The sequence below is a fragment of the uncultured Aquincola sp. genome, assembly GCF_964001545.1.
Taxonomy (GTDB): Bacteria; Pseudomonadota; Gammaproteobacteria; order Burkholderiales; family Burkholderiaceae_C; genus Aquincola.
The window spans coordinates 1-6594 of record NZ_CAXFDV010000080.1 but is presented as its reverse complement, the minus strand read 5'-3'; the positions used below and the strand labels follow the sequence as shown (position 1 = coordinate 6594).

Genomic DNA, 6594 nt, shown 5'->3' with positions numbered 1-6594 from the left:
GGTCCAGCAGCACGCCCAGGTGGGTGTGCCAGCCGCCCGAGACGCTGAGCATCGATGCGCTGGAAGCCAGCCGGCGGTGGGTGATGGTCAGCCGCACCTGCTGGCCGCCTGCCACCGGCGCCAGATCAAATTCCACCGTGGAAGGCGGCGCACCGCCGGGCTCGGGCCAGCTCAGCACCAGGCGCTGCGGCGGCTGCCAGGTGAGCACCTGGCCACCGTGTTCGCCGATGTCGCCGTCGCTGCACAGCAGGCTGGCATCGGGCGGCGGCTCGGCCACCGGCGACAGGTCTTGGTGCCGGAAGAGCAGCGTATAGCGGCCACCCTCGTGCGGCGCCATCGGCCCGCCGGCCAGCCACAGCGCGCGCTTGTCGGGGTCTGTCAGGTAGGTCCACAAGCGCTCGGGCGTGCCGGGCAGCAGCCGTTCGATGCGCACGGTGGCGGGCGCGATCACCGCGCCTAGCGGCTCGGCGTCGGTGGAGGAAAAGGGCGTATGGGCAGTCATCGCGAGGGTCCTCGGGCAGATGGGCGCGCCTTCTTGCGGTCAGGCGCTGGGGCAGGGGCGGAAGCCGCGGCCGCGCTGGCGTCTTCGGCCAGCAGGGCGGCTTCCAGGGCATCGAGCCGCTGCGACCAGAAGGCCTGCTGCTCGTGGATCCACGCGCCGGCTTCAGCCAGCGGGGCGGGGTTGAAGGACAGCAGGTGCTCGCGACCCACCACCCGGCGCTGCACCAGCTGCGCCCGCTCCAGGATGCGGATGTGCTTGGACACCGAGTTCAGCGAGATGGCGAACGGCGCCGCCAGCTCGGTCACGCGGGCTTCGCCGCGCGCCAGCCGCCGCAGGATGGCGCGGCGCGTGGCATCGGCCAGCGCGGTCATGGTGTGGTCCAGCAGGTCGGTCGTCGTCATTTCATTCACCGTTATGGGTGAATATAGAAGGCGGCCGGGGCCTGTCAAGGCCGCTAAGCTGCCGCCCATGAAACAAACCTTCCGCACATCCTTCCTGCGTCGCACCGCGCTGGCCCTGGGCCTGCTGGCGGCCGCCGCCGCCCAGGCCGAGCCCGTGGGCGAGGTGGACACCGTCTTCAAGCTCATCGGCCCCGACCACAAGATCGTGGTGGATGCGTACGACGACCCCGGCGTGCAGGGCGTCACCTGCTACGTGTCGCGCGCCAAGACCGGCGGCGTGAAGGGCGCGCTGGGCCTGGCCGAAGACAAGGCCGAAGCCAGCATCGCCTGCCGTCAGACCGGGCCCATCAGCTTCAAGAAGCCGCTGCCGGCGCAGGAAGAGATGTTCACCGAGCGCATCTCCCTCATCTTCAAGAAGCTGCGCGTGGTGCGCATGGTGGACAAGACCCGCAACACGCTGGTGTACCTGACCTACTCCGACCGGGTGATCGAAGGCTCGCCGCAGAACAGCGTGACCGCCGTGCCGGTGGACCGGGGCACCGTCATTCCGCTGAAGTAAGGCCATGGACGAGCTGGTGCTGAGGCCGCTGGCCGACACGGATTCGCTGGAAGCCATCACCGCGCTGCTGCACCGCGCCTATGCGCCGCTGGCCGCCATGGGCCTGAACTACACCGCGGTGGACCAGAAGGTGGCCATGACCCGCGAGCGGGTGCTGGGCGGCCAGTGCTACGTGCTGGCCCGCGGGGCGCAGGTGGTGGGCACCATCACCGTCAACGGTCCGTTCGACCCGCAACGCCATGCCTGGGCGCGGGCCACGCCCTGGTACTTCCGCACCGACGTGGCCCACATCCACCAGTTCGCCATTGAGCCGGCGCTGCGCGGCCAGCGGCTGGGCGAACGGCTGTTTGCGGCGTGCGAAGCCTGGGCGCGCGAGCAAGGCCACCGCGCCATCGCGCTGGACACGGCGGTGCCCGCCCACCACCTGCGGGCGCTGTACGGCCGCTGGGGCTTTGCCGATGTGGACGAGGTGCAGTGGGACGGCAAGCACTACCGCAGCGTGGTGATGGTCAAGCCGCTGCAGCCGGGCATGCCGCCGGGGCTGGACGATGGGGAGCACCGCTGCGCCGTGGTGCGCACGCTGTGGACGCGGGTGCAGGCCCGCGACTGGCCCGGCATGCGCGCGCTGTACGCCGCCGATGCGGTGACGCACTGGCCTTGCAGCGGTGAATGGTTCCTCGATGGTGATGCCATCGTGCGCGCCAATGCCGCCTACCCCGAGGGCTGGACCATCACGCTGCAGGCGGTGGACGCGCTGGCCGATGGCCGTGTGCATGCGGTGGTGCGGGTCGACCACCCGCCCGGCGTGTTCTTCTGCAACGCCCGCTACCGGCTGAGCAGTGGCCCTTCAGGCCCGGTGATTGCCGAGGCGGTGGAACACTGGGCCACCGCCGAAACGCCGCCGGACTGGCGCAGCGCCGAGACCGTGGGCGCCTACCGGCGCGACCCTGTTTGAGCGGTTGTTACTCGATGCACCTCGACACCACCCAACTCATGGCCCTGGCCGCCGCGCTCGGCTGGGCCAGCGGCCTGCGCCTGTATGCGGTGGTGTTTCTCACCGGGCTGGCCGGCTGGCTGGGCTGGGTGCAGCTGCCGGCCGGTCTTCATGTCCTGCAAAGTCCGGTGCTGCTGGCCGTCAGCGGTGCGCTGGTGCTGGTGGAGTTTCTGGCCGACAAGATCCCCTGGGTGGATTCGGCCTGGGATACGGTGCACACCGCCATCCGCATACCGGCCGGGGCCGCGCTGGCTTATGGCGTGTTCGGCGGCGACGAGGCCACCAGGGGCGCCGTGGCCGCGCTGCTGGGCGGCAGCCTGGCGGCCACCGCGCATGCGGCCAAGGCGGCCACGCGGGCGGCGGCCAACACCTCGCCCGAGCCCTTCAGCAACATCGGCCTGTCGTTGCTGGGCGATGCCTTCGTGCCGTCGATGTTGTGGCTGTCGGTGAACCAGCCGCTGTGGTTCTTCGCGCTGCTGGCCGTGGGCCTGGTGGTGATGGTGGCGGCCATCGTGCTGCTGTCGCGATTTTTGCGCGGGCTGGCCGGTCGGGTACGGCGGGCTGCGGCCGGCGATGGTGGCGCCGTCGCGCGATGACAATGGCGCCATGAGCACTGCCGACACCCCCACCCCGTCTGCCGAGGCCGCCACGGGCGGTTCTGAAGGTTTTCAGCGCGTCACCGCGCTGCTGGCCGAGCTGGGCCATCCGCATGCGCCGCGCTGGCTGGGCGTGCCGGCCCGCACCTCGCAAGAGGCGGCCGATGCGCTGGGCATCCTGGTGGGGCAGGTGGCCAAGAGCGTGATCTTCAAGCGCAAGGCTGACGAAGCCGCGGTGCTGGTGGTGGCCTCGGGCGACCGCCGGGTGGACGAGAAGAAGGTGGCTGCGCTGGTGGGGCCGGTGGGCCGCGCCGATGCGGCTTTCGTCAAGGCCCGCACCGGCTTTTCCATCGGCGGCGTGTCGCCCTTGGGCCATGCCGAAAAGCTGGTGACGCTGATCGACGACCAGCTGTTCCGCTTTCACGAGGTGTGGGCCGCCGCCGGCCACCCGAACGGCGTGTTCATGCTCACGCCGCAGCAGCTGGCCAGCCTCACCGGCGCGCCGGTGGTGGACGTGGTGCAGGCATGAGCGCTTTGCCTGTACCTTCCCCCTGCAACAGCGTCTGCCGCATTGACCCGGCCAGCGGCTGGTGCATGGGCTGCGCCCGTTCGCTGGACGAGATCGCCGCGTGGAGCCGTATGGGCGACGAGGGCAAGCGTGTGGTGTGGGCGCAGCTGCCCGCGCGGCGCGAGGCCTTGCGCCAGCGCGGGCTGCTGGTGCTCACGGGCAAGGTGCGCGCATGAAGTCGCTGCGCTTCTGGTTCGACGTGATCTCGCCCTACGCCTGGCTGGCCTTCGACCGGCTGCCGCAGGCGCTGGAAGGGCAGTCATACCTGGTGGAGTACCGGCCGCTGCTGCTGGGCGCGGTGCTGCAGCACTGGGGCCAGCGCGGCCCGGCTGAGGTGGCGCCCAAGCGCGACTGGACCTACCGCCAGGTGCTGTGGCTGGCGCGCCAGCAGGGCACGCCGCTGCAGCTGCCGGCGCAGCACCCGTTCAACCCGCTGGCGCTGCAGCGGCTGGCGCTGGCCTGCAGCCCGCCGGGCGGTGCGCCCAACCGGCGCGTGGTGGAGGCCTTGTTCCGCCACGTGTGGTGCGAAGGCGGTGACGCCAACGACCCGCAGCGCCTGGCCGCGCTGACGGCGCGGCTGCAGCCGCAGCGCGACCCGGCCTCGGCCGAGGTGAAGGAAGAGCTGAAGTTGTCGACACAAGCCGCCATCGAGCACGGCGTGTTCGGCGTGCCGGCCATCGAGCTGGACGGCCGGCTGTTCTGGGGCCTGGACGCGCTGCCCATGGTGGCCGCTGCGCTGGCCGGCGATCCGTTCTTTGACCAGCCATGGGCGGACGCGGCAGCGCCGCGGCCCGCCGTCACGCGCTCCTAAAGCCCGGGCGGTGTTCCGAGAAGAAGCTCGCGCAGCTCATCCGCCCCGATCGCCTTGCCCTCGTCCTGCCCTTCCAGCAGCCCATCGGCCAGGCCGCGCTTGTCGCGGTGCAGGTCGACGATGCGCTCTTCGATCGAGCCGGCCGTGACCAGGCGGTACACCGTCACCGGCCGCTGCTGGCCGATGCGGTGGGCGCGGCCCATGGCCTGGTCTTCGGCGGCCGGGTTCCACCAGGGGTCGACGATCAGCACATAGTCGGCCATCGTCAGGTTGAGGCCGAAGCCACCCGCCTTCAGGCTGATGAGAAACAGCTCGCCTTCACCCCGCTGAAAAGCGGCCACGCGGCGCGCCCGCTCCGGCCCCGGCGTGCTGCCGTCCAGGTACTGGTAGCCGATGCCGGCGTCGTCCAGCCGCCGGCCCAGCAGCTTCAAGAAGTCGGTGAACTGGCTGAACACCAGCGCCTTGTGCTGGCCGTCCACCAGCTCGCGCACCAGGGTCTCGAACTCCTGCGCCTTGCTGCCGACGATGCCCAGCTCGGGCGACACCAGCCGCGGGTCGCAGGCAGCGCGGCGCAGCCGGGTGAGTTCGGCCAGCACATGGAAGGCGGTGTCGGGGCCGCCCTTCTCACCCATCTCCTGGATGCGTTCCACCGCATTGCGGCGCAGCGCTTCCAGGAAGTTGCGCTCGGCCTCGCTGGGCTGCACCTGGTGGACGATCTCGGTGCGCGGCGGCAAATCGGTCAGCACCTGGGCCTTGGTGCGCCGAAGCAGGAAGGGCGAGACCAGCCGGCGCAGCCGCGCACGGGCCGCGGCGTCCTGCTGTTTTTCGATCGGGCTGCCGAAGCGTTCGTTGAACTGCGTGGCCGTGCCCAGCAGGCCGGGGTTCAGCATGTTCATGATGGACCACAGGTCGGCCAGCCGGTTTTCCACCGGCGTGCCGGTGAGCGCCAGGCGGAAGTCGGCCTTCAGCTCGGCCACCGACTTGGCGCGCTTGGTGGCGGCGTTTTTCACCGCCTGGGCTTCGTCCATCACCAGCGTGGACCAGGTGCGCCGGGCAAAGCGCTCGGCGTCCAGCTGCACCAGCGCGTACGAGACGATGAGCAGGTCGCCCGGCCCGGCTTCGTCGATGCTGGCGTCGCGGTTGCGCTCGTTGCCCGCATCGCCATAGATGGCGGCGCGCAGGCCGGGCGCGAAGGTCTGCGCCTCGGCCAGCCAGTTGCCGGCCACCGAGGTGGGCGCCACCACCAGCGCCGGCCCCCGCTCGGCACGGGCCAGCAGCATCGCCAGCGTCTGCACCGTCTTGCCCAGGCCCATGTCGTCGGCCAGGCAGGCGCCCAGGCCGGCATGGGCCAGGCGCGACATCCAGGCATAACCTTCGGCCTGGTAGCTGCGCAGCTCGGCGCGCAAGCCCTTGGGCAGTTCGGGCTGCAGCTGGGCGGCCGCTTGCAGCGCGGCCAGCCGCTGGCGCCACGGGTTGTCGCCGTCCACCTGCATGCCGTCGAGCGTGGCTTCCAGCCAGGCGGCGCCGGCGGCCGGCAGCGCAAACACGCCGTCAGGCCGCTGCGCGCCCAGGGCCGACAAGTCGGCCAGCTGCTGGCGCAGGCGCTCGGTCAGCGCCAGGTATTCACCTTCGCCCAGCGCGACGAAGCGGCCGGTCTTGGCCTGCTGCGCCATCTGCAGCAACTGCTGCAGGCCCACCACGCGGTGGTCGTCCACCTTCAGCTCGCCTTCCAGCGCAAACCATTGCCGCTCGCTGCTCACCCGCACGGCCAGCGCATGCGGCGCCACGGTGGTCAGGCGCACCGGCTTGCCGCGCGGCCAGTCCAGCGCGGCGATGGCGGGCAATGTGGGCAGGGCTTCCACCGTTTGCAGCGCCAGCTCGGGCGTGTCCAGCAGCCAGCCGGCTTCACCGGCTTCGCTGCCTTCCAGCCAGGGCAGGGCATCGAGCACGCCGTGCAGGTGGGCTGCTTCCTGCGCCAGGTCGCGGCGGGTGGCCAGGCTCAGGCCTTCATGCACCGTCATCAGCCGCTCGCGGCCCACGGCGGGCGGCACCGCCGGGCCGAAGGCGCCGAAGGGCATCACCACCAGGCGCAGCTGCAGCGCATCGCCCACCGGCACCAGCTGGGCGCGCAGGCGGCTCTCGCCCGGCACTTCGGTGCCGGCG

General features: G+C 71.3%; 9 protein-coding genes. 6 read left to right on the top strand and 3 right to left on the bottom strand.

Annotated features, from left to right (window positions below):
* The coding region (locus ABNT58_RS02900) for an SRPBCC family protein (RefSeq protein ID WP_348752010.1) at positions 1-502 on the bottom strand (502 nt) is incomplete at its 3' end.
* Positions 499-903, bottom strand: a complete 405-nt coding sequence (locus ABNT58_RS02895; RefSeq protein WP_348752009.1) for a metalloregulator ArsR/SmtB family transcription factor — start codon at positions 901-903, stop codon at positions 499-501. The genes ABNT58_RS02900 and ABNT58_RS02895, both read right to left, overlap by 4 nt.
* A 67-nt stretch (positions 904-970) precedes the next feature.
* Between ABNT58_RS02895 and ABNT58_RS02890 the strand changes: the two genes are divergently transcribed.
* The 6 genes from ABNT58_RS02890 to ABNT58_RS02865 are packed head-to-tail and all read left to right on the top strand — an operon-like array spanning position 971 to position 4431.
* The gene (locus tag ABNT58_RS02890; RefSeq protein WP_348752008.1) at positions 971-1462 is read left to right on the top strand and encodes a CreA family protein; all 492 of its coding nucleotides are present in this window, start codon (positions 971-973) and stop codon (positions 1460-1462) included.
* A gap of 4 nt (positions 1463-1466) precedes the next feature.
* Complete coding sequence (locus tag ABNT58_RS02885; protein WP_348752007.1) at positions 1467-2417, top strand: GNAT family N-acetyltransferase; 951 nt, start codon at positions 1467-1469, stop codon at positions 2415-2417.
* Between the two features lie 14 nt (positions 2418-2431).
* Entirely contained in the window at positions 2432-3052 is a 621-nt protein-coding gene (locus ABNT58_RS02880; protein ID WP_348752006.1) for a DUF4126 domain-containing protein, read from the top strand.
* A gap of 10 nt (positions 3053-3062) precedes the next feature.
* Positions 3063-3581 (top strand): YbaK/EbsC family protein, encoded by a 519-nt coding sequence (locus tag ABNT58_RS02875; protein WP_348752005.1) that lies wholly within the window; start codon positions 3063-3065, stop codon positions 3579-3581.
* A complete protein-coding gene (locus tag ABNT58_RS02870; RefSeq protein ID WP_348752004.1) occupies positions 3578-3796 on the top strand; it encodes a DUF1289 domain-containing protein in 219 nt (72 codons plus the stop codon). Before ABNT58_RS02875 ends, ABNT58_RS02870 begins: the two co-directional genes overlap by 4 nt.
* The gene (locus tag ABNT58_RS02865) at positions 3793-4431 is read left to right on the top strand and encodes a 2-hydroxychromene-2-carboxylate isomerase (protein ID WP_348752003.1); all 639 of its coding nucleotides are present in this window, start codon (positions 3793-3795) and stop codon (positions 4429-4431) included. The genes ABNT58_RS02870 and ABNT58_RS02865 overlap by 4 nt, the downstream gene beginning before the upstream one ends.
* Here ABNT58_RS02865 and ABNT58_RS02860 read toward each other — a convergent pair.
* Positions 4428-6594, bottom strand: a 2167-nt coding sequence (locus ABNT58_RS02860) for a DEAD/DEAH box helicase (protein ID WP_348752002.1), incomplete at its 5' end; no start/stop codon positions are given. The genes ABNT58_RS02865 and ABNT58_RS02860 overlap by 4 nt on opposite strands.